This window comes from Mesorhizobium sp. M1A.F.Ca.IN.020.06.1.1 (assembly GCF_004023265.1).
In the GTDB taxonomy this organism is placed as follows: Bacteria; Pseudomonadota; Alphaproteobacteria; order Rhizobiales; family Rhizobiaceae; genus Mesorhizobium.
In genome coordinates this window covers 1-1,749 of record NZ_RZSR01001119.1, presented here as the reverse complement: position 1 = coordinate 1,749, position 1,749 = coordinate 1, and the positions used below count along the sequence as shown (strand labels likewise).

Below are 1,749 nucleotides of genomic sequence, written 5' to 3'. Positions count from 1 at the left end.
GATGAGGACCGCAAGAGCCGTGGCGGTCCGCGCTTTTCTTGCGCTCGCCACGGCTCTTGCGGTCCTCATCCTTGCGACCGGCGCGCCGCGGCGCGCCGCGGCCACGGCGAGGCGCTTCTTCGCCTTCGCTCTCGGCGACCGTTGACAGGTCGCCGTCATGCCATTCGATCTTGGTGCCAATCAGCTTTTCGATGGCGTCGACATATTTGGTGTCGGAGCGCGTCGCGATGGTGCAGGATTTTCCGGAGCGGCCGGCCCGGCCGGTGCGCCCGATACGGTGGACATAATCCTCTGCATGGATCGGCACGTCGTAGTTGAAGACGTGGCTGACGTCTGGAATATCGAGGCCGCGGGCGGCGACGTCCGAGGCGACGAGGTAACGCAGCTTGCCATCGCGGAAATTGGCAAGCATCTGCATGCGGGCGCGCTGATCCATGTCGCCATGCAGCGCGCCGGCGTCGAAATCATGCTTCAGCAGCGAGCGGAAAAGCTCCGACACTTCGACCTTGCGGTTGCAGAAGATGATGGCGTTCTTCAGATCGGACTCTTCGGCCCGCATGAGATTGCGAAGCGTCTCGCGCTTGTCCCACGGCTTGGAGCCTGACTTCACCAGGCGCTGCGTGATGCTGGTCGCGGTGGAAGCGGCTCTGGATACCTCGACGCGCACCGGCGCATGCAGGAATTTCTCGGTGAGCTTGGTGATTTCCGGCGGCATGGTCGCCGAGAAGAACAAGGTCTGGCGCGTGAACGGGATCATCTCGCAGATGCGCTCGATATCCGGGATGAAGCCCATATCGAGCATACGGTCGGCCTCGTCGATGACGAGGATCTCCACGCCGTTGAGCAAGAGCTTGCCGCGCTCGCGGTGGTCGAGCAGCCGGCCGGGCGTGGCGATCAGCACATCGGCGCCGCGCTCCAGCTTCTTGTCCTGCTCCTCGAAGGAGACGCCGCCGATCAGCAGCGCGATGTTGAGCTTGTGGTTCTTGCCGTATTTGACGAAGTTTTCCTCAACCTGGGCGGCGAGCTCGCGTGTCGGCTCGAGGATCAGCGTGCGCGGCATCCGGGCACGCGCACGGCCCTTTTCCAGCCGGGTCAGCATCGGCAGCACGAAGGAAGCGGTCTTGCCGGTGCCTGTCTGCGCAATGCCCAACACATCCTTGCCAAGCAGCGCATGCGGAATGGCGCCGGACTGGATCGGGGTAGGCTTGGTGTAGCCGGCATCGGTGACTGCGGAGAGGACCTTCGGCGACAGGCCGAGGTCTGTGAACGTCAACGCTTCTTGAGCGGTCTGAGTGTCTGCGGACAAGTTGTGGCTGTCTTTGGCTGGTTCGGGAAAAATCGCAACACGCGTTGCGGCGGGCGCCGCGCGCCTGCAAGATCGGGTTGCAGTTAGGCGCAAGTCCGCGATTTGTCAACAGAAACGGCCGGGAATCCGGCGGATTGTGAACACGTAACCTTAATTGCGATGCTTATTCGGGGTTATTGTCTTCTACCGGCTCAATAGCGGAATTGCTCGGCAAGAATACGCTCGTTCCATGAATGATTGGGATCGAACAGCAACGTCGCCGTCGCGGTCGGCGATTCCCGCACCGTGACAGAGGCGATCGCCTTGACCTCGGTGTGGTCGGCGGCGGCGTTCACCGGGCGCTTTTCCGACTCCAATATGTCGAAGCGCACGATCGCTTTGTTGGAGAGCAGCGCGCCGCGCCAGCGCCGGGGCCGGAAGGGACTCACCGGCGTCAGCGCCAA

1 protein-coding gene and 1 pseudogene are annotated in these 1,749 nt (G+C 62.8%); both read right to left on the bottom strand.

The window, feature by feature from the left end:
* A partial coding sequence (locus EOA60_RS31585; protein WP_164899717.1) for a DEAD/DEAH box helicase occupies positions 1–1,306 on the bottom strand: 1,306 nt, incomplete at its 3' end.
* 191 nt (positions 1,307–1,497) lie between these two features.
* A pseudogene (locus EOA60_RS31580) lies at positions 1,498–1,749 on the bottom strand (NAD kinase); the annotation flags it as partial.